32 protein-coding genes and 1 tRNA gene are annotated in these 26,300 nt (G+C 65.4%); 30 read left to right on the top strand and 3 right to left on the bottom strand.

The features are described 5' to 3' along the window. Positions 1–43 precede the first annotated feature (43 nt). The 29 genes from HN018_RS10895 (at position 44) to HN018_RS10760 (ending at position 23,217) form a co-directional block, all read left to right on the top strand. A tRNA-Ser gene (locus tag HN018_RS10895) sits at positions 44–136 on the top strand. A gap of 161 nt (positions 137–297) precedes the next feature. Next, a complete protein-coding gene (locus tag HN018_RS10890) occupies positions 298–660 on the top strand; it encodes a hypothetical protein (protein WP_172443474.1) in 363 nt (120 codons plus the stop codon). Between the two features lie 262 nt (positions 661–922). Continuing rightward, complete coding sequence (locus HN018_RS10885) at positions 923–1,198, top strand: hypothetical protein (RefSeq protein ID WP_171835422.1); 276 nt, start codon at positions 923–925, stop codon at positions 1,196–1,198. Between the two features lie 15 nt (positions 1,199–1,213). After that, entirely contained in the window at positions 1,214–1,834 is a 621-nt protein-coding gene (locus tag HN018_RS10880; protein ID WP_171835421.1) for a hypothetical protein, read from the top strand. Positions 1,835–1,962: 128 nt separating this feature from the next. Next, complete coding sequence (locus HN018_RS10875) at positions 1,963–2,370, top strand: hypothetical protein (protein ID WP_171835420.1); 408 nt, start codon at positions 1,963–1,965, stop codon at positions 2,368–2,370. A 7-nt stretch (positions 2,371–2,377) separates the two neighbouring features. Continuing rightward, the gene (locus HN018_RS10870) at positions 2,378–2,872 is read left to right on the top strand and encodes a hypothetical protein (RefSeq protein WP_171835419.1); all 495 of its coding nucleotides are present in this window, start codon (positions 2,378–2,380) and stop codon (positions 2,870–2,872) included. Next, complete coding sequence (locus HN018_RS10865) at positions 2,841–4,628, top strand: hypothetical protein (protein WP_171835418.1); 1,788 nt, start codon at positions 2,841–2,843, stop codon at positions 4,626–4,628. The genes HN018_RS10870 and HN018_RS10865 overlap by 32 nt, the downstream gene beginning before the upstream one ends. A gap of 4 nt (positions 4,629–4,632) precedes the next feature. Beyond that, entirely contained in the window at positions 4,633–6,045 is a 1,413-nt protein-coding gene (locus tag HN018_RS10860) for a phage portal protein (protein ID WP_171835417.1), read from the top strand. A gap of 85 nt (positions 6,046–6,130) precedes the next feature. Continuing rightward, on the top strand, positions 6,131–6,673 hold the full coding sequence (locus HN018_RS10855) for a hypothetical protein (RefSeq protein WP_171835416.1): 543 nt from the start codon (positions 6,131–6,133) through the stop codon (positions 6,671–6,673). Between the two features lie 88 nt (positions 6,674–6,761). Then, positions 6,762–8,135 carry a DUF4043 domain-containing protein gene (locus tag HN018_RS10850; protein ID WP_171835415.1) on the top strand — a complete coding sequence of 458 codons (1,374 nt, stop codon included), beginning with the start codon at positions 6,762–6,764 and terminating at the stop codon, positions 8,133–8,135. A gap of 80 nt (positions 8,136–8,215) precedes the next feature. After that, positions 8,216–8,617: a hypothetical protein gene (locus HN018_RS10845; RefSeq protein WP_239479218.1), complete on the top strand. Its 402-nt coding sequence runs from the start codon at positions 8,216–8,218 to the stop codon at positions 8,615–8,617. Positions 8,618–8,651: 34 nt separating this feature from the next. Next, positions 8,652–9,203, top strand: coding sequence for a phage tail fiber protein (locus HN018_RS10840; protein ID WP_171835414.1), 552 nt, complete (start codon positions 8,652–8,654; stop codon positions 9,201–9,203). 17 nt (positions 9,204–9,220) lie between these two features. After that, complete coding sequence (locus HN018_RS10835) at positions 9,221–9,862, top strand: hypothetical protein (RefSeq protein WP_171835413.1); 642 nt, start codon at positions 9,221–9,223, stop codon at positions 9,860–9,862. A 46-nt stretch (positions 9,863–9,908) separates the two neighbouring features. Next, positions 9,909–11,816, top strand: coding sequence for a glycoside hydrolase family 71/99 protein (locus tag HN018_RS10830; RefSeq protein ID WP_171835412.1), 1,908 nt, complete (start codon positions 9,909–9,911; stop codon positions 11,814–11,816). Positions 11,817–11,826: 10 nt separating this feature from the next. After that, entirely contained in the window at positions 11,827–12,009 is a 183-nt protein-coding gene (locus tag HN018_RS10825) for a hypothetical protein (RefSeq protein WP_171835411.1), read from the top strand. 3 nt (positions 12,010–12,012) lie between these two features. Continuing rightward, positions 12,013–13,581, top strand: a complete 1,569-nt coding sequence (locus HN018_RS10820; protein ID WP_171835410.1) for a phage tail protein — start codon at positions 12,013–12,015, stop codon at positions 13,579–13,581. 51 nt (positions 13,582–13,632) lie between these two features. Then, on the top strand, positions 13,633–14,064 hold the full coding sequence (locus HN018_RS10815; RefSeq protein ID WP_239479217.1) for a hypothetical protein: 432 nt from the start codon (positions 13,633–13,635) through the stop codon (positions 14,062–14,064). Then, complete coding sequence (locus tag HN018_RS10810; RefSeq protein ID WP_239479216.1) at positions 14,064–14,387, top strand: hypothetical protein; 324 nt, start codon at positions 14,064–14,066, stop codon at positions 14,385–14,387. The genes HN018_RS10815 and HN018_RS10810 overlap by 1 nt, the downstream gene beginning before the upstream one ends. A 47-nt stretch (positions 14,388–14,434) precedes the next feature. Further along, positions 14,435–14,557, top strand: coding sequence for a hypothetical protein (locus HN018_RS29100; protein ID WP_275434313.1), 123 nt, complete (start codon positions 14,435–14,437; stop codon positions 14,555–14,557). Between the two features lie 917 nt (positions 14,558–15,474). Next, a complete protein-coding gene (locus tag HN018_RS10805) occupies positions 15,475–15,777 on the top strand; it encodes a hypothetical protein (protein WP_172443473.1) in 303 nt (100 codons plus the stop codon). Next, entirely contained in the window at positions 15,774–16,679 is a 906-nt protein-coding gene (locus HN018_RS10800) for a hypothetical protein (protein ID WP_171835408.1), read from the top strand. Before HN018_RS10805 ends, HN018_RS10800 begins: the two co-directional genes overlap by 4 nt. Before the next feature lie 5 nt (positions 16,680–16,684). Beyond that, positions 16,685–16,873, top strand: a complete 189-nt coding sequence (locus tag HN018_RS10795) for a hypothetical protein (RefSeq protein ID WP_239479214.1) — start codon at positions 16,685–16,687, stop codon at positions 16,871–16,873. A gap of 32 nt (positions 16,874–16,905) precedes the next feature. Further along, positions 16,906–17,964, top strand: coding sequence for a hypothetical protein (locus tag HN018_RS10790; RefSeq protein ID WP_171835407.1), 1,059 nt, complete (start codon positions 16,906–16,908; stop codon positions 17,962–17,964). Next, positions 17,957–18,493, top strand: a complete 537-nt coding sequence (locus HN018_RS10785; protein WP_171835406.1) for a phage baseplate assembly protein V — start codon at positions 17,957–17,959, stop codon at positions 18,491–18,493. The genes HN018_RS10790 and HN018_RS10785 overlap by 8 nt, the downstream gene beginning before the upstream one ends. Then, positions 18,486–18,854 (top strand): hypothetical protein, encoded by a 369-nt coding sequence (locus HN018_RS10780; protein ID WP_171835405.1) that lies wholly within the window; start codon positions 18,486–18,488, stop codon positions 18,852–18,854. The genes HN018_RS10785 and HN018_RS10780 overlap by 8 nt, the downstream gene beginning before the upstream one ends. Then, the gene (locus tag HN018_RS10775) at positions 18,855–19,961 is read left to right on the top strand and encodes a baseplate J/gp47 family protein (protein WP_171835404.1); all 1,107 of its coding nucleotides are present in this window, start codon (positions 18,855–18,857) and stop codon (positions 19,959–19,961) included. Continuing rightward, positions 19,958–21,232 carry a phage head spike fiber domain-containing protein gene (locus HN018_RS10770; protein ID WP_171835403.1) on the top strand — a complete coding sequence of 425 codons (1,275 nt, stop codon included), beginning with the start codon at positions 19,958–19,960 and terminating at the stop codon, positions 21,230–21,232. The genes HN018_RS10775 and HN018_RS10770 overlap by 4 nt, the downstream gene beginning before the upstream one ends. A gap of 85 nt (positions 21,233–21,317) precedes the next feature. After that, positions 21,318–22,601: a hypothetical protein gene (locus HN018_RS10765; protein ID WP_171835402.1), complete on the top strand. Its 1,284-nt coding sequence runs from the start codon at positions 21,318–21,320 to the stop codon at positions 22,599–22,601. A gap of 1 nt (position 22,602) precedes the next feature. Beyond that, positions 22,603–23,217: a glycoside hydrolase family 108 protein gene (locus tag HN018_RS10760; protein ID WP_171835401.1), complete on the top strand. Its 615-nt coding sequence runs from the start codon at positions 22,603–22,605 to the stop codon at positions 23,215–23,217. On the opposite strand, the gene HN018_RS10755 is transcribed toward HN018_RS10760, so the two are convergent. The 3 genes from HN018_RS10755 to HN018_RS10745 form a co-directional block, all read right to left on the bottom strand. Next, positions 23,214–23,972: a hypothetical protein gene (locus HN018_RS10755; protein ID WP_171835400.1), complete on the bottom strand. Its 759-nt coding sequence runs from the start codon at positions 23,970–23,972 to the stop codon at positions 23,214–23,216. The genes HN018_RS10760 and HN018_RS10755 overlap by 4 nt on opposite strands. A 61-nt stretch (positions 23,973–24,033) precedes the next feature. Next, a complete protein-coding gene (locus HN018_RS10750) occupies positions 24,034–24,792 on the bottom strand; it encodes a GDSL-type esterase/lipase family protein (RefSeq protein WP_239479212.1) in 759 nt (252 codons plus the stop codon). A 58-nt stretch (positions 24,793–24,850) separates the two neighbouring features. After that, positions 24,851–25,696 carry an undecaprenyl-diphosphate phosphatase gene (locus HN018_RS10745; RefSeq protein WP_171835398.1) on the bottom strand — a complete coding sequence of 282 codons (846 nt, stop codon included), beginning with the start codon at positions 25,694–25,696 and terminating at the stop codon, positions 24,851–24,853. Positions 25,697–25,802: 106 nt separating this feature from the next. On the opposite strand from HN018_RS10745, the gene HN018_RS10740 reads away from it, so the two are divergent. Next, entirely contained in the window at positions 25,803–26,300 is a 498-nt protein-coding gene (locus HN018_RS10740) for an MlaD family protein (protein WP_239479210.1), read from the top strand.

Here is a 26,300-nt window from a genome sequence, read left to right as displayed (position 1 = left end):
AGAACCGCCCTGCAAACGCCGTGTGATGAGCACGCTCTTCGGCGGAGGGGTGGCCGAGTGGCTGAAGGCGGCGGTTTGCTAAACCGTTGTACGGGGTCAACCCGTACCGTGAGTTCGAATCTCATCCCCTCCGCCAAAGTCTCCTTCTTCTTTTGATACCGTGCTCGTGTGGTCGCTGGTAGGACCATACCGATCTTCCTCACCGGCGGTGGCCGCATCGACCTGGATCTGGGCGTGCGTTTCAAGGTTCCGATCCGGGAGATCCAGATGATCCGACGATTGTCATCTATCGCATTTATGTCGCTGGCCATTCTTGCGGCGAGTGGTCCTGTCCGGGCGGACGAGACCGATATCGGCCGCGTGCAGTTGGACAAGGTTCTCTCCGTGCTGCGGGTCCAGACCGATGCAGCTGGCAAGGCCTGCCTGTCGGCGATGGCCAACGTGCATGAGAGCGAGCAACAGGTGAAAGCTCACACCAACGACAACGGCGCACATCCGGATCTGGATATCGCCAAGGACGTGCTTGAGTCGGACTACCAGAACGGCGCACAGATATGCGGCGCAGACGCGGCGAGAGCGTGCCGGACGGGCTCCACAGGCGAAATGGCAGGGCCGTGTAAGGCATTGCAAGGCAATGGTCCAGCGCCATCACAGCGCTAACCGAGCTGTCCCTACCAAATCGTTAGTAAATTATGGGCCGCCGGCGCTTTTGCGGTCAAACGTGGTACGAATGACATGTACTTGGGCTATAGTACGGATGCGAAGGTATATAGCGTCTGTTGACTTGGCGATATCAAGCACGCCGTGCTGTCCCAAAGACGACGTTACGTAAAAATCTCGTTATTACGCGCAAATTTTTCTTGTACGCTCACTAACGACTTGTCAGCATCTGGTGTCGCTCACAGCAAATGCGGACCCAAACATGCCCCGTGCGCTCCCTTGGACGCCTGATCAAGACGCCTGCCTAACGGCATTCCTCGACAAGCGAGGCGCCACGTTGCGAAAGGCCGCGCTCGAACTCGGTGTCAGCCGAAGTTTCGCGCAACGTCGCGCAAAGATGCTCAACCAGAGGACCGCACGGTCCCTCTGCTCCCGTGACCGCGAGGATGCCGGTGCGGCACCCCTCCGCGCCGGACATCCGATCACCTGGAGTGCCATCAACGGCATGACCCCGATCCTGCCGAGATACGCGATGTAGCGGCTATCGATCACGATGCTCAAGCAGAAGATCGCGCCGATGCGTACGACGTTGCAGCCAGGACTGATGATGAAAATCGAGAGACGAGCACTTGCGGATTCTTCCGACCTGCTGATGTCACAGGCACGCAGGTTGGAGACGCCCCGGGCGGAAAGGGCGACGCCGGAACGGCTCGGCAAGGGACAGGACGCGCGAATACAGGAGAACGTTCAGCGCCTGGTCGGTGGCGTTGCCAGCCTGACGGGATCCGATGACGTGGCTCGGCCAACCACATCCGCTGCCGAGCGCTGGTATCGCGACTATGTCATGGGCGTCATCGGCGCGCGCGATCCGGAAGCACGGGGCTCCGGCAGGGCGCCGGATATCCATGCGTCGATGCTCGCACGAGCCGCCGCGATTGCACGCTGTCGCACGGTTCGCGAAGGACTAGGACTGTGCTCGGAAATCCGGTTGAAGCTGCTTCTGGTCGATGAGCTTTCCTTTTCGGTGATTGCCGAGAAACTGCTGCCCGGCGATTCCAACGGGCGGAAAAAGATCGCGGCGCAGATGGCGTTCCTCCTGGAGCAGCTTGCGGAACAATACGCCTCGATCGATCGGCGTCGTACCAATCGCAGGCAGGCTCATCCGATAGATTAGTCGTTACGGTTAACAAATGATTGACGGTGGACCCGGGTCAGGTTATAAATTCTACATACTGAAATTGTTGTGCCCGCCGGAGAAATCCGGCGGGCATTTTTATTGAACTCCGAAGATAGGTGATCTCTATGTTCACGAACTCGGCTCAGATCGTGTGTGGGGACGTGGTTGCCTTTGGAGCATCGGTCTACATCGTTCACGAGATCAATACCGCGGAACTGACCTTGCTACGGGTGGAGAGCCAGAGCGATGCCCGGCACCGGGCCGACATCGTGCCGGAGCACTGGTCGGACATGGCCCTCTGCGGCCTGCCGATGCAGGACGTCGTGATCCGGTGCGTGCCGATCAAGCGTTTCGGGACGGCGAACCTGACGCGGCTGGGCGTATTGCCGGATGCGGTCAGGGCGAGGATCGCGATTGCATGCAAGCGGGAACAGCAGGTTCGCCGTTTCGAGGACGGACCGTCGGTGCAGAGCAACCTGATGGCCTGCACCTCGTCGCGAGGACGCAGGGTCGGCGCGGTGCGTTACGCCTGACGGCGCGATGGACGACACGTCTTCCGGACATCCGGAACCGATCATCGCCGCCAGGGATGGGGCAGCCGCGCTGGTTGCGCAGGAGAGTTTTCTGTCGGTGCTCGGGCGTACCGGCAATCCTTCATCGGCGTGCAAGGAAAGCGGACTGACCAGGCGGCAGATCAACGTCATGAAGCAACGCGATGCCTCTTTCGCGATCGCCTACGACGAGGCGCTGGACGATGCGGCCGACCTGCTGGAAGCGGAGGCATGGAGGCGGGCACTGGAGGGCATTGAACAGCCGGTGTTGAAGGCGGGTCTGCCGGTCCTGGATCCGGTCACGCACGAACCGATGATCGTGAGGCGCTACAGCGATCCGCTGCTGGTGCTGCTGCTGCGCGGGTTCAAGCCGGGGAAGTTCCAGACCCGATCGGGAACCGCACCGGCAATACCCGATTCCGGTGCAGCCATCAGGGAGATTGGAGCTGACGATGATCCGCCAAGGGCCGATCCAGGCCGGTAGCGCCTGGGCGCGGCCCGCTCTCAGTCCGGCGCAATGGGCGATCTACGAGGCGGGATGGAACCAGACCGCGAGGTTCCGCGTCGCGGTCTGCGGCCGCCGGTTCGGAAAGGCGCTCGCACTGGACACGATGCTGCCTGGACCCGACGGATGGACCAGAATGGGCGATGTCGAGCCGGGCATGCGCCTGTTCGACGAACTCGGGCAAGTGTGCGTGGTGACATATGCCACGCACATCATGCTCGGGCGCCCATGCAACACGATCCTATTCGGCGACGGCGGCGAAATCACTGCCGACGACGAGCATCTATGGCCGGTCTCCGTGGCAGGGACGGTCGGCACGAAATTGCTGACGACGCGGCTGATCCGGAACGGGCTCGCGATGGGATTGAAGTTTCACATTCCCGATCTCCTGCCGGCCGGATGGAGCGGATCCGACGACAGGCGAAGGGCCGGCTTCCATCTGATCCGCGCGATACGTCCAGTGGACACGACCGCGGTGCGTTGCATCCAGGTCGATAGCCTATCGCGGCTGTATCTGTGTGGACGCTCGCTGATCGCGACGCACAACACCTTCCTGATGGCGGAAGAGCTGCGCCGAGCGGCGCGGCTGGCGGTCAGGGAGAATATCGGCACTGAGAACGAGATCTGGTACGGCGCGCCGACTTTCCTGCAGGCCAAGCGGGTCATGTGGGGCCGGGTGAAGCGCGCCATTCCGAGAAGCTGGATCGATGGTGCGCCCAGCGAGACGAACTGCAGCATCAGGCTGCGTTCGGGGCATGTCATCCGCCTGGTCGGGCTCGACGCCTCGGAAAACCTGCGCGGTTCGGGCCTCTGGTTTTTCGGCGGCGACGAATGGGCGGATTGTCGGCCGTCCGCATGGCGCGAGGTGATCCGGCCGATGCTGTCGACGTCGCGCGGGCACGCCTTGTTCATCGGGACCCCCAAGGGGTTCGACCATTTCCGGGACGCCTACATAATGGGCCAGCCGGGCGGCGATCCCAGCTACCGCTCGTTCCTGTTCACCACCGCGGATGGCGGCCAGGTGCCGCCGGAGGAGCTGCAAGCGGCAGAAAAGGAACTGGACGCACGGGTGTTCCGCCAGGAATACGGGGCCAGTTTCGAAACCTATGCGGGCCGCGTCGTCTACGCCTTCAGTCGTGCCGAGAACGTCAGGCGTTCGGCGCACGATCCGAACCGGCCGCTGCATGTGGGAATGGACTTCAACGTCAATCCCATGTCCGCAACGGTCTGGCAGGAAGAGGGCGAGACGACGCGGCAGATCGACGAGATCATCCTGCCGACCTCGAACACCGACGAGATGGCCGATGAGATCGCACGGCGGTTCGGCCGGGACGGATTCGAGCCGGGCCGAAAGATGCTCGACCACATCACCGTGTATCCCGATCCTGCCGGTGCGCAACGACGTAGCTCGGCGGGCGGCAAGACCGATATCGGCATCCTGCGCGAGAAGGGGTTCGTCGTGTGTGCGCTGCGGGCCCATCCGCCGGTGCGGGACCGGCTGAACGTGATGAACCGGCATTTCAGATCGGCTGACGGTACCGTGCTGGCGACGGTGGATCCACGCTGCACGCGATCGATCGAGGCCTACGAGCGGCTTGTCTACAAGGAAGGCACCAACGAGCCGGACAAGGGGCTGGGATTCGATCACCTGGTGGATGCAAGCGGATATTACCTGTTCGGCCGGCGAAGCGTGAACTCCGCCGCGACGGCGACCAGCAGCTTCATGGAGCGATGAACGCATGGATTGGCTTGCATTGCAGGCGCGAATGCCCTGCGACGCGTCGATGCCTCGACGGAGTGCGCGGCTTGCCGCACTCGAGGCGGTCCTGGAGGGACGGCAGTACGACGTATTGTCCTATCCCTTCTCCAAGGAACGAAGCGACGCAGGGGAGTACGTGCCGCTGGACGAGCGGCGTCCGTCGGTTCGTACGGGATTGTGCCGGGTGGTGGTGGAGGATTCCGTATCCCTGCTGTTCAGCGAGGGACACTGGCCGTCGATCAAGGCAACGGACAGCCGGACCGTAGCCCTGCTGTCCCAGGTGGTCCGGGAAACACGGCTGAACGAGACCATGCTCGAGGCGGCGACCCGGGGCTCGGTGGGTTCGGTTGCGATCCAAATGCGGATCGTCGAGGGACGCCCGTTCTTCGAGGTGCTATCCACGAAGTACCTGACTCCGGTCTGGCGGCAGGATAATCCGCGCGCGTTGTCGAGCGTGACCGAGCGCTACAAGGTCGATGACCGGGATCTCCGGGCGCAGGGCTACGATGTCGAGCCGGGCTCTGGGCCATACTGGTTCAAGCGGGTGTGGAACGACACTGCCGAACAATGGTTTGCGCCGCTTTCGGTGGCGTCCGATCCGGGCCGCATGGAGCTCGATCGGGACCGCACGGTGGTGCACGAGCTCGGGTTCGTGCCGATCGTGTGGATACGCAACATCTCCGGTAGCGGCGGCCATGATCCGGATGGGCCGGACGGCACCTGTACCTTCGCCGCCTCGATCGATACGGTGATCGAGGCCGACTACCTGCTTTCGCAGGCGGGACGCGGGCTGAAATACGGATCGGACCCGACGCTGGTGCTGAAGGACCCGTCGGCGGGCCAGCATGGCGGTGGCGCAGTGCGGTCCGGAGGTGCTGCCACGGCGCTCACCCTGCCGCCGGAGGGCGATGCCAAGCTGCTGGAGATCAACGGAAATGCCGCCGCCGCGGTGCTGGCGCACGTGCAGGAGCTTCGGGCGATCGCACTGGAGGCCATGCATGGCAACCGGGCCCACGGCGACCGGCTCGGCACCGCACAGAGCGGTCGGGCGATCGAGCTGATGTGCCAGGGGCTGATCTGGCTGGCCGATCGGCTGCGGATCTCCTACGGCGACGGCGGCCTGCTCAGTCTGATGGAGATGCTGTGCAAGGCGTCGGACCGGCTGGGCGAGGGGCTGCTGATCGGCGGCAACCTCGAGAAGACCATCATGGCGTCGGGCCTCGGCCTGATCTGGCCGAGCTGGTTCCCGGCAAGCCCGGCGGACCGGCAGGCACAGGCTGGCGGCATCGTCACCCTGCTGGAAGCGGGCGTGATCGACCGGCAGGCGGCGCTGGCGGTGGTGGCTCCCCTGTATGGGCTGGCCGAGCCGGTCCAACCGCCGGATGCCGCCTGACGACCGCAAAAGTTTTCGGCCATCGCGGGCCCGCGCCGTCATGTGACGGCGCGGGCGATGGCATTGAGAAGGACTTGTCCAGCCTATGGCAGAGCAGAGCCCGGACATGCTCGAACCGACCGACGAAGCAGTGGTGGAGGCGAGCGAGCTTCCCCGCGAGATAACCGAATACGAGAAGAAGCTGCGCCGGGAGGTGGCCCGCTATCGCGAGCAGGCCCGGATCGCAGTCGGGGAGCGTGAATCTGCCTGCGCGGCCGCGATACGCGATCGGGACCAGACCGTGGCGACCGCGCGCGCGGATGCGGACGGGAGGGTGATGCATGCGGAACTGAGGACGCACGCCATCCGCTCTGGGATCGTCGATCTCGACGGGCTGCGGCTCGCCGATACCGCCGGGCTCAGCCTGAACGAGGCCGGCGAGGTGCAGGGGGTAGAGGCGGTGATTACCGCGCTTCGCCAGCAGAAGCCGTACTTGTTCGCCGTCGACCGGGGCGGCGTGGCAGCCGGCACCACGGCGCAGTTGCAGCGGCCACCATCGCCGGCGCAACCGAGCATCCTCGACGCGCGCAGCCTGTCGCGTGACGCCTGGCAGGCGGAACGGGATCGCCTTCTTTCCGCTCCGCGCTGAAGCATTCGCGACACCATACCGCTCCCATGAAGGATCACCCGTGTGCACGACAGTGTGCGCACGGGCCAACAGAAGGTGACATCACCGCATGCCGATCCAGAACTTCCCGTCCCAGCTTCAGCCGATCATCCAGCAGGGCTTCCTTGCCCGTGAGTTTCAGGACGGGCTGCAGTCGCGTCTCGGATTTCGCTCGATCGCCGATCGCGAGATCTTTCCCAACCGTATCGGCGAGACGATCACCAAGACCCGCAAGGGCCTGAAGGCGCTAGTCAGCGTGCCGATGTCGCCCAGCGTGAACACCAACTTCGACAACGGCATGACACCGTCGGCCTGGACGATCGAGCAGTACACGCTGACGATCAACCAGTACGGCGACACCATCGACCTCAACATGGTCAGCGAGGGCGTCGGTATCGCCAGCCAGTTCCTGGCCAATGCGCGGACCAACGGCGTGCAGGCAATGCAGTCCCTCGACCGGATCGCGCGCAATGCGCTGTTCGGCGGGGCGGCCGGCGGCGTCGGCGGCTATCTCGGCGGCAACACGCGCGTCACTACGACGCTCGGGGCGGCGGGCAAGACGATCATCGTCGACGATATCCGCGGCTTCCAGAACGTCATGAACACCGGCGGCCAGGTCATCGGCGTCGGTGCCACCAGCGGCATGACGGTCACGGTGGGCAGCAACGCCTATACGCTCGTCAACAGCACGGCCGATGCCAACAGCGTGTCGACGGCGCCGAATGGGGTGTCGGGCACGCTGAGCTTCTCGACCAACATCAGTGTGTCGGACGGCACGAATGCCCAGCCGGTGGTCGCCGCCACCGCACCGCTGGTGCTGCGGCCAAACGGAAGGCTGAGCACAGCCGGCCTGGTGGCGCCGACCGGGACCTACGGCGCGAACAGCTACGTACCCGGCGATACGCTTGGGATCCAGACCGTGCTGTCCGCGGTGGCCGCGCTGCGGATGAACAACGTGCCGACTGTCGACGGCTCGTATCACTGCTATCTCGACGACCAGCAGATGCTCGGGTTGTTCCGCGACGGAGACTTCAAGTATCTCTATCGTGGCGCGTATGGAACCGAGACCTACAGCGCGGGCTCGGTGGTCGAGCTGCTCGGGGTCCGCTTCATCCCGACGACCGAAGCGCCGCAGCAGACCTCGCTGGGCGCCGGCGCGATCCACCGCGCGATCGTCTGCGGCAAGGGCGCCCTGATCGAGGGCGACTATGCCGATACCGGCCATAGCGACATTCCCGATGCGGAACAGTCGTTGCTGGAACGGGTCGACAACGTCGTCATGGTCACGCGGGAGCCGCTCGACCGGCTGAAGCAGATCATCGCGCAGTCCTGGTACTGGATCGGCGGATATGCGCTGCCGACCGATGCCACGGCGAGCACGTCGATCATTCCGACCGCGACCAACAGCTACCTGAAGCGCGGCGTGGTGATCGAGAGCCTGTAGGACCATACGCCGCCCCGGCGTCGCTGTGACGGGCGACGCCGGGGCGGCATCCGGATTATCGATGCAGCAAGGAGATCGGGGTGTCAGGATCGACAGGCCTCGCAGCCACGCCGCTTACCGATGCGGAGCGGATCGACGTACGCCGCTTCTGCGGATATCCGGCCTATGGCGCCGGCAGCAGCGGCTTCCAGTCCTGGCGTTTCTTCGAGGCGTTCGGGACGCTCGAGTTCCGGCTGACCAACCTGGCGCCGGGCGAACTCCAGGTGGTCCGGCAGTTCCTGGCAACGCTGTATGGGCTGGAACAGGCTGTTCCGGCCGCGTCGGTCAATCTCGATACCGACCAGGCCGCTGTCTGGAAGCACAACAGCTCCGAGGTCGCGGAACGGACCAGGCTGTTCGACGACTGGGCGCGTCGTCTGATCGGCTTCATCGGCATCCCGGCCGGTCCGGCCATGCGATCGGTATCGGCAATCATCATCTAGCTCGCGTTTTCAGCGGGGATTGGGAGGACGGGAGATGGCGATCTTCTTCAGCGGATGGCTGGGCTACGGCCTGGTGGTGCAGGCGGGCATCCTGACCGAGCCGATCGACCCCTCCTATGCCAGGCGGCCGTTCGTGCTCCGTGACGTCGACAACGGCATCGTCCGCAATATCGGTGGTGGTACGGTTGGACCTGCGACGGCCGCGTGGGGCAGGATCGGCTTCATGGCGCTGTTCGATGCGCAGGCCGGCGGCAACATGCTGCTCTGGCTGCCGCTGCCGGTGCCGCTCGTCGTCGGGACCGGCAACACGATCACGATGGCAGGCGGCAGCAGCAGCTTTTTGTTTTCCGACATCCAGGCCGGCCGCAACGCGACCTTCACGTGGCCGGCCGGAAGCGTGGTCGCACGCACGCCGGACGGACGCGTGCTGACGGCAGGCGTTCCGTTGCAGAGCACGGGCGGACTTCTTTCCGCGCAGGTGCTGACGTTCGGCAGCACGGTGACGATGGCCGCGTTGCCGCTCGCGCAGCCGGCGAGCGGCACCAGCCAGCTCTGGAACAATGGCGGGGTCATTTCAATTTCCTGACCTAGGAGACAGCGCACTTGCTGCAGACCACGATCAGCGCGAGGATCGCATACGGGCTCGCACGGGCCGCTTCCATCGTTGGCGCGGACCACATGCTCTACCGCCCGACGACCGCGGATAGGCCGGTAGCCGGCTCACCGTTCGGGACGATTTTTTGCGCCTTCGATGTGAAGCCGGATTTTCGGTTCGTGTCGACGGCGCAGCCGACCCACAGCTACGCCGCGTTGCTGGCGGACCCTTCACTGGTCCGGCAAGGCGATTACCTGGTTGGCGACGAGATCCATTTCATCGCCAGGATCGAGCCGCTACGGCCGGCACTCTGCGTCCTGTGTGACCAGACCCTGGACATCCTGACCACCGCGGTCGCGACCAGTGCCGGCACCAATGGCTACGGTGGCCGGACCAGCGATACGGACGCGGTGGTGGCGCAGGGCTGGCCGGTCAGCATGTCGGTGCGAAGCCGGGCAGGCCAGGACGTGACCAAGCTGCCGAGCGATACACGCGCGGCCTATTACGACGTGCTGGCGCCACCGATTCCGCGCGTGGTTCTCACGTTCGGGATGCGTGTGCGCGATCCGGCGGGACAGAGCTATCAGATCGTCAGCGCTGAGCTGTCACCGTTCGGCTGGAAACTCGTGGCCGGATTGGCGACGACCTGACGCCGCCCGCGACCATCAGCGCAATGCCTCAGGAGACGGCCCGGACATGGCGGATATCTCCGACGTCGAAACAGCGCTCTGCCGTCTGGTCGAGACGATCATCTACCCGGCTGGCCTGGCGCAGCCGAGCATCAGCGGCACGATCGTCAAGATCTACCGGGGGTGGCCGTCCAACCAGAGCCTGAACGGCGATCTTGCCGACGGTACCATGACGGTGACCGTGTTCAGCCGCGAGCACGGCAGTCGCGATACCTCGCGGTATCCACGCACCTGGCACACCGTTTCCCAGACATCGCCGACTCTGACTGCCGATGTGCTGGGGGACACGGTGTCGTTCGGCGGTATCGGCGGTGCCGGACAGACTGCGGGGGTGACCGTCGACGGCGTTGCCTATTCCGTCACGCTTGCGGCCGGCGACACGCCTGCGTCGGTGGCGCTGGCGTTCGCCGGCATGATTTCCGGCGCAACGGTCGTCGGCACATCGCTGACGGTTTCCGGTGCACGGGTGACGGCGCGGATCGTCGGAAGCGGTACCGCGATGATGGAAACACGCAGGCAGGAACAGGGGATCATGATCGCGGTCTGGTGTCCGACCCCGATCGGACGCGACCTGCTTGCATCCGCGATCGATAACGGCCTGTCCAATATCGACTGGCTCGACCTGGCGGACGGAACGGTCGCACGCCTGCAGTATCATGAAACGTTCGAGACCGATGTTTCGCAGAACGCCAACCTCTACCGGCGGGACCTGAACTACCTGCTCGAGTATCCGACCACGATCGTGATGACCGGGGCGCAGATGCTGTTCGGGGTCGGCACGCTGGGCGGCACCGGTCCCGAGGTCGGGTTCGGCTGTGTGGTTCCTCCGCCGAGGCTGGTGGTGCCACCGCTCGGGGCGGTCCGTTTCGATGCGTGGTACGACCCTGCGAATTCCATCGACCGGCAATGCGCCTCGGTATTGTCACCCGCGCTTTATCACGACCGGCTTCCGCCGGAAGCCGCCGTGGTGGATGGCATCGTATCCTGGCCACGCGCGACCCAGGCGACGATGGATGCGGAAATCGCCGCGGCACTCGTGGCAGGGTTGTCGTTCTGGGCATTCGACAGTTACCAGCCGGACGACACGCTCAGCCTGGCGCTACAGCTTTATCTCGGCAGCGCGCATCGGGGTGGCCTCCGTTTCTGCATGCTCGGGCAGACATCGAACTGGGGCAGCGACGGCGCCGACCAGCCGCCGTTGCTGCGCGATATCAGGATGATGACCCAGCCGGGCTACATGACCGTGCTGGGCGGGCGACCGCTCTACCTGGTCCTGGACTCGTCTGCGGACCAGACGCAGGGGTTGCCGCCCGGTGGCGTACCGGCGGCGATCGCGTTCGTGCGGCAGCAGGTGCAGGCGGCGGGCGGCGGCAATCCCTATGTAGTCTGGCTGTCCGGCGCGTCGCTGCTCGATTATTCCAACGTGCATGCGGCGATCGTTGCGGGCGCCGATGCGTGTGGCGCCTACGCCACACCGCGACTGAACGGCAACGAGCAGCCCTACGCATCGCTTGCGGCTTCAGCGAGGCAGGATTGGGCGGCGCGTGCATCATCCGGTTTTGCGATGATCCCGACTGCGATGTGCGGTTGGGATCAGCGGCCGCTGATCGAGACGCCGCAGCCGTTCTATCCGATCCCCGCGGGCCTCGGGCTCGGCAACTACTACGGCCGCGCGGACAGTCTCGCCCTCGGCGCGCATGTCGTGGACATGGTGAACAGCATCGTGGCCGACCCCGTCGCATGTCCTGCGCAGATCGGCCTCATCTATGCCTGGAACGAGCTGGCCGAAGGCGGCTGGCTGATGCCGACGTACACGCCGGCCGGCCCGGACCCGCAGCGCATTGCCGCCGTCGGTCACGCGCTCGCGGAAGCGGTACGACAGTCGGTCGTTCCCCGCCTCGACCTCATCAACTAGCGGGATGCCAATGAACAGACCCACACCTTCCATGCTGGTCGTCCTGCACGCGTTCGGTCGCTACGCGCGTGGCGACCTGGTCGTCGATCCGGTGGCGATCCGGGCCATTCTCGATGGCGGCAACAACTCGCTCGTGGTGATCCCTGCGCCGCTCGTGGCGACGGCGAGCCCCGACGCGACTGCGGAGCACTGACAGATGGCGCAGATCACCCAGGTCGGGGCATTGAATACCGCAGCCCTGGTCGTTCCCGACCTCTACGTGCAGATCGCATCACCGCAGACCCTCGCCCTCAACGGGGTGCCTACCGACCGGATCGGCATCGTGGGAACCGCCTCGTGGGGACCGGTCAATCAGCCGGTCGTGCTGGGTAGCCTGGCGGACTACGGCGCGGCGTTCGGTCCGGTCCTGGCACGCCCCTACGACCTGGGTACGCCGATCGCGTGCGCGCAGCAGCAGGGTGCCGCCTCGTTCGTCGGCGTGCGTGTGACGGACGGTACCGATGTCGCCGCGAGCTATGCGCTCGACTTCACCGGCAGTGTCTATCCGATGCTGCTGACCGCCCTCTGTACCGGCTCAAGGGGAAACCAGATCAGCATTGCGTTCGGTGCCGGATCGGAGCCCGCCACCTGGAAACTGACCCTCCAGATGCCGGGGTCGCTGGCCGAGGTGTTCGATAATATCGGCATGCCGGGTGACACGCTGGCGTTCTGGTCCGCGCTCGTCGCCGCCGTGAACAACGGCACCGGTGCCACCCGCGGTCCATCGAATTTGTGCATCGGGTCGATCGGGCCAGGGAGCAGCATTCCACCTGCCGCGATCAGCAACCAGCTGCTGCTGAACGGAACCGATGGCACGAACGGTGTCGTTCCGGCGACCCTGGTCGGCGTCGATGGCCTTCCCAGGAGCGGCATGTACGTGCTGCGCGGTCGGGGCTGCGCGCTCGGCATGCTGTCCGATTGCGACGATCCCACCCAGTGGACGGTGCAGAGTGCGTTCGGCCAGTCCGAAGGGATCTACATGATCCTGGTCGGGACGAGCGGCGACAATATCGCCAACGCAATCCAGGCCAAGCAGCTATCCGGTCTCGACAGCTATACGACCAAGCTGATGTTCGGCGACTGGCTGTTCTGGTACGACCAGGCCAATGCACAGACCCGGATCGTCAGTCCGCAGGGCTTTACCGCCGGCTGCCTGTCGAACCAGTCACCCGAGCAATCCAGCCTGAACAAGCGGCTGGCCGGCATCGTCGGCAGCCAGAAGAGCGGCCTGGCATCGAGTGGACAGGCGCTGACCTATTCGTCGGCCGAACTGCAGGCGCTGTTCACGGCCGGCATAGACGTCATCTGCAATCCGGTCCCGGGTGGGGCGTATTGGGCGGTCCGGTGCGGGCACAACAGCTCGAGCAACGCGATCATCGCCAGCGATAGCTATACCCGCATGACCAACTTCCTGGCGGAGACGCTCGCCGCGGGAATGGGAGGCTATGTCGGCGCGATCATCAACTCGACGTTGTTGTCGAACATCCGCGCGACATTGCTCGGTACGCTCTCGAACCTGCTGGGGCAGGGGATTCTTGGAAGCCTCGATGGCAGCCTGCCCTATGCCGTCGCTTGCGGCGCCGGCAACAATCCGCAGAGCCGCACCGCGCTGGGCTACGTCCAGGCCGATGTCCAGGTTCGTTACCAGGGCATCAACGAGAAGTTCATCGTCAACTTGCAGGGCGGCCAGAGCGTGACGGTGACGCAAGCGGGCGGTGGCGGCTGACCGATAGAGCGGCCACCGGTTTCCGACTGATCGCGATCGCCACGAAGGGACATGAATTTGGGTAATCCATACAGCATCGGCCGCGACTGCCAGGTCGTCCTGCTCTGGAACGGCGTACGGCTGGACCTGCGTGACGTCACCGGCTTCCAGGCGGCGCAGGAGGTGCGCCGGCAGCGCTCGGATCCGCTCAACAGCGTGCCGATCGAGTTCAATACGCCGGCGGGATGGCGCGGGCACTTCCATGTCGATCGCGGATCGTCGGCGCTCGACGACCTGATCGCCGCGATCGAGGCGGCGTTCTGGAACGCAGGCGTGATCGGGTCGGGCACGATCTACCAGTACGTGTCGGAACCGGATGGATCGACCAGCACGTACGAGTTCATCGGCGTCTCGTTGACCCTGACCAGCGCGGGGCACTACCAGGCCGAAAACATCGTCAAGCAGACGATCGGTTTCTACGCCAGCCAGAGGAACCGGGTCTGATGGTCCTGCCTGCGGAAATCACCTGCGCCGACGATCGGCGTTTCGCACTGCGCGAGGCCAACCCGGGGGACATGCTCGACCTGATCGAGGCCGCGGGATCTGCGGCATCCTCGGCGGCCTGGATGCGCTATGCGCTGATGATCTGCTCGGTCAGCGCGATCGACGGCAAGCCGGTGATGATGCCGACCACCAAGGAAGCCGTGCGCGAGCTCGGTCGGCGGGTCGGCAACGGCGGCATGGATGCGCTGTCGCGCGTCCATTACCCCGACGATGAACCGGACAACACACAGTCCGGCAGCGAGCTCGATACCGCAAAAAACTGAGCCGGCACGCCCTGCTTCGCCAGATCCTGTTTCTGGTGAAGGGGGGCGTGCCGTGGTCCGAGGTCATGCTGATGTCGGAACGAAGACGGCTGGCCTGCTGCGTAGCGCTCGGCGAACTCGACGGCCAGGTGTTCGACTGGGTGTCGCTGAGCTGGTCGGACGGACGCTGAAGCCCGCGCTGTATCACTGGACCGAGGGGGGTAGACGCTTGATCCTGTCGCACCGCATGGCGCTATCGCTTCTCGCATTGCCCGGCCAGCCCCCGGCGTTATCGCCGCACCTCGAGCTTGTATCGCGTCCGGTGGACGCGGCCGCGACAGGCGTGGCGCGGCATGTCGTGAAGCTGTTCTCGCAGTCGCATGCCGTGAACGACCGCGCGGTTCGGGCGGGGGTGCCTGGCCGGACTGCGTTTCGGTCCGGCGCGGTTGCCAAGGCTGTTGCGCCGGCGGAAGCGGATCGGCCACCGGCTCCCGGACTGCCGATAGAGGCTCGGCAAGAACCGATCGTCGGAGATAGTCGCAGGTCGAACGTCCGGTCCGGCGTTGCGTCGGGGCCGGCGGTTGGTTCGCGTGTCGCGGAAGTCCGTCAGCAGCGCCTACTTCGGAATCCCGGTCCGGTTCCAACCGGATCGCCATCAATCCTGCGGGCACTGGCGGCGGCAGGCCTGCCTCGCCCGGCGATCGGGCCCGGTATTGCTGCTTCGCCCCCGGTGTCATCGCGGGTGGCAGGTCGTGCCGGGCATGACTCGATAGACCGGACAACCATACTTCACGCGGAGGGCGCTCCAGAGATGCCCGGTCGATCCGGAGAAAGTATCGGCATATTGCCGGCACTTTTCCGTTCGGGGGCCCGGCGCGACCAGCTGTCGGCATATGCCCCATTCCGGCACCTGCCGTCACCGGAGGCGGTGCCGGATGCCGGTGCTCCTGCTCGACCCGACAGTCCGACCACCCCTCCGTTCGTATCTACATCCGTGATCATGCAGCCGGGCCGGATGATCACGGCGGCGAGCAGGATCCCGGGCACAAGCCGTGCGGCCTCGGCAGCCGCCGGCGGTGCTGCAGCTACGATGGAGCTGCAGAGGCGCGTGGTTCCACCGCCAGCAGCACTCGCCCGCTGGCCGCAGCAGGGCGCGGTTCCCGGCGGCCAGCAGTGGCCTGCAGGAGCGTTCGGGCATGATCCCGGCCGACAGTCGCCGGACGAGCCGGGTACGGCCCCTGGCGCGCCACTGGTGGTGCATCTCACGGGAGACGTCATGCTGGATGGACGACGACTCGGCCAGCTTACTGCTTCGTCGCAGGCGCGGCAGGCATCGTTGCCGTCGCATGGCACGTCGCGGGTCGATCTGCGTGCGGTGCCGATCTATTCCGGTGCGCAGGTTCCGCGATGAGCGGCATCCTCGGCTCACTCGGTGGCGGGGTGGAACTGCTGGTCGGCAGCCCGGCACCGCTGATCATCGGCGATCTGCTTCTGCAGGGTCACGAAGTACCTGCCAGGATCAGCATCGGCGGTGCCCAGGCCGTCACGATCCACAGGCTGCCGGGCGGCGGCAGGATCATCGATGCGATGGGCAGCGACCAGGGCGTCATCGCTTGGCGCGGCCTGTTCACCGGGCCCGATGCCGCACGACGGGCACGGGCGCTGGACTTCATGCGCCAGCAGGGCAGCCAGCGGATCGTGAGCTTCGGCGACTACACGTTCAACGTCGTCATCGTTCACTACCAGTATGACTACGAGAATCGCGGCGCGGTCATTTCCTACCGGATCAGGTGCGAGATCGTTCCGGACCCTGCAGGCAACGGCACCGGCGCGAACGACCTGGCGTTCGCACTACAGGGCGACTTCAGCATCGGCCTCGATGTGTTGCAGACGGGTATCGCGTCGGCATCGTCGTTCGCAACGCTCGGCGGCCGGTCGGGAGATGCGCGGCTCGCGGCGCTTGCCGGCACACTGGGAACGGTGGCCGCCGGCCTGGAGGCGACGGCGCAGGCCGTGGATGCCGCTTCAACGGGCCCAGCCAACGCATATGGACCCATACAGGCCAACCTCGGCATCCCGGGCCTGGCGCTTCAGGCGGTGATTTCCGGCAGTGCGATCGGTGTGGCCGCGTCTCCGGATGTGCCCCTGTCCTTTGCATCCGCATCCGCCCTGGCGGTGGCGACCGGCGAGGCCGCCATGCTGGCGGCAGCGGTTCGCGGCGGCGGGCATCTCAACCGGATCAACGCCAACCTGGCCACGGCCAACGCGGCCACGGCCGGAACCCGGGTCTCGGAACCCCTTGTCCATGCGTGAGGTCGATGATGCGGACAATCCTGGTCGCCGGCACCGACCTGTTCTCGGTAGCGTCGCGCGAGCTCGGCGACGCCACCCAGTGGTACCGGATCGCCGCGCTGAACGGAGTGTCGGACCCGATGATATTCGGACTGACCAGCCTGCATATTCCGGACTTTGATGCGAGTGCCGGCAACGGGCTGCCAGGCGCGTGAGTGGCACCGGCAGCCAGGTCAGGCGCCCGCGCATGCGGCTCATCGTGGATGGAGCGGTCGTCAACGGATGCCGCTCGGCGGAAATCGGCCTGCCGCGTAGCTCCCGGGCGGCGAGCTTCCGCATCCATGCCAGTGCCACCGAGATCACCCGGATCCTCGGGCTCGGCTGGGTCGATGCAGACCAGCTCGACGTCGCCGTAGAGTTCGGGATGCTGCCGTCGGGTGCCGACGAGGAGGACCTCGATTGGGTGCGCATGGTGACGGGGGTCGCGGATCGCATCAGCCTGGACCAGGCCTCGGGCACCGTATCGTTCGATGGCCGGGATCATGCGGCGCGACTGATCGACCTGGCACTCCAGGATGGCTACCTGAACAAGACCGCCTCCGAGATCGCGGCCACGCTCGCGGCGCGTTGCCAGCTGACCGCCGATCTGGATCCCACATCGAAACTCGTCGGCCAGTACTACCAGATCCAGCATACCAAGTCGGCGCTGGCGGGCTTCTCGCGGCATGCGAACGGCTGGGACCTGCTGGCGGAACTGGCCGATCTCGAGGGCTACGAGCTCTGGGTCGACGGCACCACGCTGCATTTCAAGAAACCGGTCTCGGACATGAGCGACCTGTTCGAGGTTCACTATGCGCCGCCGGGCATCCAGAGTGCATCTCCGACATTGTCGATCTCGCATCTGACCATGGACAGGAGTTTCGGGCTGACCGGATCGGTGCAGGTGAAGGTCTCGAGCTGGAACAGCCGGCAGCGGCAGCAGGTGACGGCACGGTATCCACAGACCGTGACCGGCGACATACGCGAGTTCCAGGTGATCAAGCCGAACCTGCTTCAAGACGATGCCGAGTTGCTCGCACAGAACATCTTCTCCCGGCTGCGTGCGCATGAGCGGGTCATCAGCGGCAGCATGGCGGGCGAGCTCGATCTGACTGCGCGACATCGGCTCAGGCTGTCCGGAACCGGAACCAGCTGGGACCGGATCTACACGATCGACCGGATCGAGCGCGAAATGTCGCTCGACGGCGGCTTCATTCAGCACATCACGGCTCGGATCGACTCAGGCGAAGGAGCGGCAAGTGGCTGACTGGCTCGAGACGATCAAGCTCCATGCCGCAAAGCAGGTGGCGGCCCTCGGCCAGCCTCGCCATGCGCTCGTCACCAGCGTGGATGCGGTCTCGCATTCGGTGAAGGTGACGATCCAGCCGGAAGGAATCGAGAGCGGCTGGATACCGGACGCCGCGATTGCCGCCTCCGGCTTGCGGATCGCCTGCCCGGCGGAGATCGGCACGCAGGTTCTGGTGGTGCCGGTCGAAGGCGATGCCGAGCATCCGATCGTCGTTGCCAGGCTGTTCGACGTATCGCTCACGCCGCCGGTCGCTCCCGCAACTGGACGGCCGGTGCAGCCAGGCGAGATCGGCATCTTTCTGGATGGCGGGACCTATCTGCACATGACGGACACCGGGATATATATACGCGGAAAGCTGATCATCGACGGCAGAATCGAGGCCAGCGGCGATGTGGTTTCCGCCGGCATCAGTCTCGGAACCCATAAGCATGGCGGCGTACAGACCGGCCAGGGCCTGTCGGGCGCGCCGGTGCAGGCGCATGGCTGACCTCGCCCACATCGTCGGCGGCGATCTTCAGCTGGGCCCGTCCGGTGATCTCGCCGTGGTCGGCGGCGATGACGAAACACGGCAGCGCGTGCTGCATCGGCTTCTGACCAGTCCCGGAACCTATATCTGGCAACTGCCCTACGGGGCCGGTCTTCCGGCGCTGGTCGGCGGCGTCGCGTCGCGACAGCGGATCGCCGCGATCGTTCGCGCGCAGATGGCATACGAGGTCTCGGTGGCAGCGGCGCCGGAACCGTCCGTCGTTCTGGCGGGCAACCGGATCGGCGCGATCAGCGCGACCATCACCTACACGGATGCCGGTTCCGGCAACAGCCAGGTCCTCACCTTACCGATCGGTGGCTAGATGCAGTTGTCTCTCCAGAACTTCTCGACGCTCGTGAACACCATGGCGGCGACCGTCCAGGGATCGTGCGCGAGCCTGATCGACCTGACGGTCGGCTCGGTGTTGCGCGCGATGCTGGAGGCATCCGCCTCGGTGGCGCTTTGGCTGCAGTATCTGCTGCTCCAGGTTCTCAGCATGACGCGCCTGTCCACCAGCATCGGTGCAGACGCCGACAGCTGGGTGCAGGATTTCGGCATGGCACGCCTGCCGGCGACCCAGGCGTCCGGCGAGGTGACGTTGTCGTCGTTCAACCCCGCATCCCAGGGCGCGACGATTCCCGATGGCGCTACTGTCCGGACCAGCGACGCATCACAAAGCTTCGGGGTGGTGAATGGGCCTTATTTCCGGGCGGTCGGCGTCGCCAGCGTGATCGTGCAGGTGCAGGCCGCTACGGCGGGCCTGGCGGGAAACATCCAGAGCGGCGCGGTGAACGTGCTTGGAACGGCGATTTCCGGGATCGACACCGTGACCAACCTCAACGCATTCAGCGGCGGCAAGTCGGCGGAAACCGATGCCGCGCTGCGACTGCGGTTCACCACCTATATCAACACGCGGTCGCAGGCGACGAAGCAGGCACTCGGCTACGCGATCGCCTCGGTCCAGCAACAACTGACCTACACCATCCAGGAAAACGAGACCGCTGCAGGGATCCCGATGCCCGGGAATATCCACGTGATCGTCGATGACGGCAGCGGTAATCCGCCCGCGTCGCTGCTTGCGCTGGTCGCGGCGGCGCTCGACGCAGCACGACCGGTCGGTACATCCATCTCGGTCGCGGCGCCGATCGTGCTGACTGCAGCGCTGAATGTTGTGCTCGCGCTGGACGCGTCCGTCGATGTGGATCTGGTGACCGCCGAGGTGAATACGGCTCTGGTCGACTACATCAACGCGCTGGGTGTCGGCCAGACGCTGCGTTTCTCCAGGCTTGCCGGGCTCTGCTACGATGCCGACGCGAGTGTGTCGAACGTGCAGGACATCTCGCTCAATGGCGCGGCCGCGGATATCGGCGGCCAGGCAGGCAGCGTCGTCCGGGCGGGTGCGATTGCCATCGTGACGACGCCGTTATGAGCACGCAAGGTGACGATGCGGCCGGCATCGGCTCGACGGCCGACATGGTGCGGCGGGTGCGCACCGTGCTGCCGGCCGCCTGGTTTCCGATGACCTCGCCGGATGCGACATCCAGCGCCACGCCGGTCATGGACGGGCTGCTGGCAGGCTGGGGCCGGGCATGGTCCTACTGCCATGGATTGATGGAGTATGTGCTCCAGCAGACACGGATCGCAACGGCGACCGCCGGCCTGCTCGACATGATCTGCGTCGATTTCTTTGGCTTGCTGCTGAGACGGCGTGCCGGCGAGACGGACGATGCGTTCCGCAGCCGTATCCAGGCAAGCCTGCTGATCCCGCGCGCGACGCGTTCGGCACTCTCGAATGCGCTGTTCACGTTTCTGGGCCGTGCGCCGATGATCTTCGAACCGGGTCGTGCAGCGGACACGGGCGGCTACGGTTCGCCGACGATCACGATCGCATCGAACCGGATGCCATTCCAGTATCTGTTGACGGTCGTGTCCGGTGCCGGCTGGAGCACGCGCGCCTCCCAGGCGAGTTTCATCGACGCATCGGGGACGATGCAGATCGCGCAGCGGCAGGTCCTGCGGCAACTCTACAGTGCTGGCATATCGCAGGGGCCCCTGCTGGAGGCGCGCGGATTCAACCTGATCAAGGACAGTACCGGCTGGAGCAACTGCCTGCCGGCAGTGTCGGAAGCCGCAATGCGATGGGTGGTCGATGACCGTGGCCGCGGCGCGCTGCTGAGCGGCCAGCCGCAGTTGAGCATCGCCGTTCTCGGCGCGGGAGTTTTGTCGGGACCGTCGATGTCGGCGTCGGCGGATGCCGGGCCGGTGACCGGGTCGGCATGGGTCATGCTTCCGCCAGACCACGGCCTGACCACGCTCGTACTTCGGATCACCGACGTGGCCGATCCCGCGAATGCCGTGACGCAGATGGTCGACCTGGCAATGATCGGGCAGTGGCAGCGGATCGCAGCCACGCTTGCGGGCCCGGGTGAGGCCGGCCGGCGGATTGCGATCATGCTGGCAGGAACTGCATCCGGTGCTACGAACCAGGCAATGCTGACGCAGTGCTGGCAGATCGAGGCCGGTCTGGTCGCGAGCAGCTATATCCCGAGTTCGTTCCAGGTGGGTATCCGCGAGGCCGACGATCCGGTGGCGGCCGGAGGGCCCGAGGGCTCGCTGCCGGTCGATACGCTCGGCCTATACGAGGCGATCGGGCGCGTGGCGCCGGCCGGAAGTATCGCCTGGACCGCCATTATCGGCTGAGTCCCGAAGACGAGAACGACCAGACCCATCAAATCAGAGACATGCTGCGCAAGCGGTCGATGTCCTGCAACCGGAGTACGGGCTGTTGGACCGTCAAATCATCTATGTCGGCGCTGTGCCGCTCGATACGGATCAGTTGCTGCAATCGCGGAACACCATGGTGGCGCTTGGATTTCTGGCAAAAATGACGATCGGTGACGGGGCCGCCTACGCAGACGGTTTCGGCTGTACGCCGGTCGGTGGACTGGCCGTATCGATCGGTCCGGGAAGCCTGAGCTTCCCGACCGTCATCGATGCAGGCGCATACGGCGCGCTGCCACCGGACGGCGATCCGCTGCTAAAGATCGGCGTCAACACCGCCCCGGTGATCGTCTCGCTTCCCGGCACCGGCGATTTCGTCATTTCCGCCAGCGTCGTCGAGACCCAGGCGGGAAGTGCCGCGATCGTCTACGTGGACGCAGCCGATCCGACCCGGACCCTGATCGGGGTGCAGGGAAACGGACAGGCGCAGGGCACCGTCGTGCAGCAGCGGGTGGCGATGATCGCCACCTCGCCGGCATCGATCCCGGCCGGTTCCAGTCCGCTCTGGCATGTCTCGATACCTGCATCCGCCACCACGGTCACGGCGGGCATGATCGCACTCGCGGCCGGCGCACCGTTCGTGCCGGTCAAGCTCCCGCAGGCGGCACCGATCGTATCGCCGGCCTTCCTCGCCAATCCTACCGCGCCGACCGCACCGCCCGGTGATGCGAGCGTCACCCTCGCCACGACCGCGTTCGTCGGCGCGGCGACCCGCCGCAACCGCACCGCATGGGGTACGCCCGGCGCCTACAGCTGGACCTGTCCAGCGGGCATTTCGATCGTGCTGGTGCGAGCGTGGGCCGCCGGCGGAACCGGTGGCGATGCCGGCGCGGGCTCACCTGGCGGCGGCGGCGGCGGCGGCAACTATATCGAGGTGCTGATCGATGTTGCGGCCGGCTCGACCTACGCGATCCAGATTGCCGGAGGCACCTCTGGAGCGACCTCCACCAGCTTCAGCGACCGGATGATTATCGGCGGCGGCGGCAATGGCCAGGCAGGCCGGAGCGGGCAGGCCGGCACCGGCGGCACCGCGGGTGTTCCGATCAGCAACAACATCAACTCCGTCGCATCGATCGGCGTGGGGGCCGGGCAGGGCGGCTATCAGATCGGCAACGTCGCCATCGGTGGTGCCGGCGGAGCGAGCTTCGGCGTCCAGGGCGCCGTGCCTAACACCGGTGATGGCGCCGGCAATGCCGGCAACTGGCCAGGCGGCGGCGGGTCCGGAGGCACCACCGGAAGCGGTGGCGTGGGCGCAGACGGCTTCATGATTATTGAATGGAATGGCTGACATGGCGACCGGTTTGAAGACCAGCTTGAATAGCGTCGGCCAGGCACTGGATGCGGATTTCGTAGGCTGCAGCGCGTTCACCCGTGTAGAGGAGGGCGGTTATGTCGACGATCCGCGCGATACCGGAAACTGGACCGGCGGCGCGGTCGGGTCCGGTGTCCTGGTCGGGTCGAACATGGGGGTCGGCGCGCCCGCCCTCGCAGCCTGGATGAAGACGTCCAGCCTGACGGTCGATACGATGAAAAAATTATCGTTCGCGATGTACAGCGCGATCGCCAAGGCGCAATACTGGAACCCGATGGCGTGCGACGACATGCCGCACGGCATCGACCTGATGCTGTTCGATTTCGGCTGGAATCGGGGGACGGGCACCAGCGTCCGGCTGTTGCAGCGCGTACTCGACGTCGGCCAGGATGGACTATGCGGACCGAATACAATTCGAGCCGCGCATCGGCACGCTGCAGCAGGCCTGGTCCGGGACCTGGCGGCAGGACAGGCGGCATCGTATCGCAGCCTGCATAATTTCAGCATCTATGGCGAAGGCTGGCTGGCTCGTACCGGGCGGCGCCAGATCCAGGCGGCCAAGCGCTGTGCCGACGGGTTGTCGAGCTTTTAACCCGGGGGTCGCGTCGTCGCGAAACGACGGTCCGGCACGCCGTGGAAGTCGGACGGGCCGGTATGTGTGAGGCGGGACCCGGTATCGAGCCATATCTCGCCGCCGAGCTTTCGCCATCGATGGCAGAAGGTGAAGTCCTCGCTCATGTAGATGCCGGTCTGCGGGTTTATCTGGCAGTCGAACAGGGCGTGATTGTCGGTCGCCGCCGGCATTGTCGCGGAATACGCATGGGTGCCGCGATAGCGGGTTTCCGGATGTGCGGCAGAAAGCGCGGCGATCGTTGTACGCTCTATCAGCATGAAACCGGTTCCCGCAGAAATTCCGGTTACGAAATCGCCATCACGTATCATCGTCCCAGCGGGCTCCGGCTCGCCGACATAATGCAGCCCGGCGCTCTCGGCCTCCTCGCCGGCGGCTGCGCGGTCCCGGCAGGCTCGATCCCAGTGGTAGGTCTTCAGCGGGTAGATGCCGGCGGCAATCGGCTTCGCGGCCCTGAGCAGCCTGAATACCTGTTCAGGCTCGAACGAGATGTCGGCATCGACGAACAGGATGTGCGTGGCCCCGGGCTGGGCGACGAAGTGGCCGACCAGGGTGTTTCGGCAGCGGGTGATCAGCGCATCCTGCCCGAGCAGGGCCAGGGTCAGGTCGAGGCCAGCAGCGGGCGCGGTCGCCATGAGCGCGCAGACGGACTGCATGTAGCCCTGGCCGACGACGCCGCCGTAGCACGGCGTGGCAACGAAAATATGTGGGCGCATGCCGTACCGATCCCCAAGGATCGCTACAGCATGCGGCACGCCGCTTTCCGGTCGGTTAACGTCAGGAGTGCGGGTGGTCACCGAGCATGCGGGCGACATACGGCTCGATCGTTGCGGCGATCTGCTGCTGCGTCTGCGCGCTCGGATGAAGCGGCGGATCCGGTGGCGTCAGATGCGGGTCGAGGAACCGGCCTGCATCCACCACCCCGTCATGGCGGAACAGGCCGCCGACATCGACATAGGTCAGGTAGGACGGACCTGAGCTTGCGAACTGGCGCAACTCATTGTTCAGGCGGGTCGTATTCTCGGTCACCCAGCTCGAACGGATCGACGGTAGCACTCCCAGCAACAGGATGTGCGTTGCCGGCAGGCGCCGGTGGATCTCGGCCAGCACGGCCTGGATGCCGGCGAACGTCTCTTCCGCGTCGGTGTGGACGTGTCCGAAGTTGTTGGCTCCGATCAGCAGGACCACGCCACGCGGCGAGATCCCGTCCAGCTCGCCATGTTCGAGCCGCCACAAGAGGTGACACGTGCTGTCGCCCTTGAACCCGAGATTGACCGCATGGCGATCGCCGTAGAACCGCTGCCAGATCGGCTCGAAATTCCGCCAGGGCTCCGGCCCGGTGCGTTCCCAGTTCTGGGTGATCGAGTCACCGATCCAGAGGAGGTCGACCGGCCCGCGCTTGAGCTCTGCCTGCTTTTCCTGGAAGCGGGCGCGCCACCAGGCCTGGTCCATCCGCGATACCGGCATCACCGCGATGTTCGGACGGCCCGCGGCGCACAGGAGCGTGACGGCCACGGCTGCCGCAATCATCTTCATCGGTAACATTCGGGCTCACTGACAATGCTGGATCGACGTCCGCAACCCGGTGGCGGCGTCAGAGGAACGTGAGCGCCAACAGGCTGCCGGCGCCGGCAACGATGCTGTAGATCGCGAACGGTCCCATTGCCCAGTTATCGTGGTTCCTGAAATAGCGCATGAGGAACGCGAGGCTGGCGAATGCCGTGACCCCGGCCACGATGGCGCCGAGGATGGCTGGCTGGAGATCGGTGAACCCCAGATGGGCGTGATGCAGCTTCAGTCCTTGGGACGCGGTTGCGGCGAAGATCACCGGGAGCGCGATCAGGAACGAGAACCGAGCCGAGGCCTGGTGGTCGATGCCGCGCAACAGGCCGCCGGTGATCGTGGCACCGGACCGGGAAATTCCCGGCAGGAACGCGACGCACTGCCAGCATCCGATCACCACCGCATCGACGATGGTCAGATCGGCGATCGCCCGGTCGCCCGTCATGCTCGACCGCGCACGCAGCCGTTCACCCAGGAACAGCATCAAGCCGTTCAGGATAAGGAACATCGCGGCAATCATCGGCGTACCGAACAGGGTGCGGAAGAGGCTGTCGAAGGCATAGCCCAAAATGACCGCCGGGATCGTCGCGATCACGATCAGCATCAGGATATGGCGGCTCTCGCGGACATGCAGCGGGTCCGCAAGGCCTAGCGCCCCCCTCGCCAATGCCAGCCAGTCCCGCCAGAAGAACAGCAGCAATGCCGCCGCCGTGCCGACATGCAGCATGACCAGGAACGGCAGGAAGGTGAGCGAGCGCTCGTCCAGGGTCCAGTGCAGCAGGGCCGGCAGGATCACTGCATGACCCAGGCTGCTCACCGGGAACAACTCGGTGAGTCCTTGCAGCAATGCGATGATGAGCGCCTGGATGGTCGTCATTTCAAAGTCCTGGCCGGAAGCTAAGCCTAGCGTGTTGCAGCATAATCACTCGTGCCGCAAGCAACCGGCGATTGACCTGCATCCGTTCGGTTCGTATGGCATGGGCATGACCATGACAACGGCCAGGCCGCAAATATCCCGACGCGGCTTTGCGTCCGTGGCCGCCAGTGCCGCCGTGCTCGCCGTCGCGATCGGCTTCTACGGCTATGCTGCGACGACGCTCGACCACGACAGGGGTGACGCCGGCTATGATCTGGCGGCCACTTTCCTGTCCTCGAACGGGCTGCACTCGGGTGCCGACGTGGTGCTCGCAGGGGTGCCGATCGGCAGCGTGACCGCGATCACCCTCGACAACCGTTCGATGACCTCCAGGGTGGATTTCCATATCGGCGAGGACCTGAGGCTGCCGGTCGACAGCAAGCTCTCCATCGGCAGCAGCACGCTGACGTCCGGGAACTCACTCATGGTCGATGCCGGCAAGTCGAGCCGCATGCTGGCACCCGGTGCGGTGGTCACCGATACCTGTGAGATGGTCAGCCTGGAACAGCAGGTCAGCCAGTATATCTTCGGCTCCGGTGGAGCGCCGAGCAATTGCCCCGGCTAA

The sequence above is a fragment of the Lichenicola cladoniae genome (assembly GCF_013201075.1).
In the GTDB taxonomy this organism is placed as follows: Bacteria; Pseudomonadota; Alphaproteobacteria; order Acetobacterales; family Acetobacteraceae; genus Lichenicola; species Lichenicola cladoniae.
The sequence above is the reverse complement of the archived record's forward strand: the minus strand, read 5'-3'. Positions and strand labels throughout refer to the sequence as shown.